The 573-nt window shown below is 37.9% G+C and carries 1 protein-coding gene; it reads right to left on the reverse strand.

From position 1 onward, the window contains the following. Nucleotides 1–10: 10 nt before the first annotated feature. Nucleotides 11–573, reverse strand: a 563-nt coding sequence (locus tag AKK44_RS08495) for an IS982 family transposase (RefSeq protein WP_152911098.1), incomplete at its 5' end; no start/stop codon positions are given.

The following is a 573-nucleotide window of genomic DNA, read 5'->3' on the forward strand; positions in this document are numbered from 1 at the left end:
ACTCGTGGTACTAGTTAATCTCAAAGTATCTCAAGTTGTAAGCCAGAATAATTTGCTCAAGCCTTAACTGAAGTACTGCTAACCCTCTAGTTAGTGTGTGTTCTATATCAAAAAGAACACACAGCTCTGAAAAACGTGTCTCAATGGTCCGTCTCATTGCCATTAGTTGCCAAGGATTATGTTGTTTAGCCCCTGCCCTGTTTTGACGTAAGGGGGTCCAAAGATGATAGCCTTTCTGTTTTAAATGTTTTCTAAGTTCATAACTAAGATACCCTAAATCAGCTAAAATATAATGTTTCTGGCAATTTTCTAGTAAGTCATCAACTGCCCTAAGATCGTGTACTGAGGCAGGGGTCACAACATCATTCAGAATATAGCCTGATAAAGTGACCAGCATATGTACTTTGAATCCATAGAACCAAAGATGTTTAGAAGCATTGTAACCAATGTCTGCCAAATCATTAAAAATACGTGTTCTATAGTTACGGACAGGTTGACAAAGTGGCAAGGGAAAGCTATCTATAATCACAATAGAATCAGGGAAGAACTGAGTATTCATTGCTTGTCTAATGA

It is taken from the genome of Streptococcus phocae, from assembly GCF_001302265.1.
Taxonomy (GTDB): Bacteria; Bacillota; Bacilli; order Lactobacillales; family Streptococcaceae; genus Streptococcus; species Streptococcus phocae.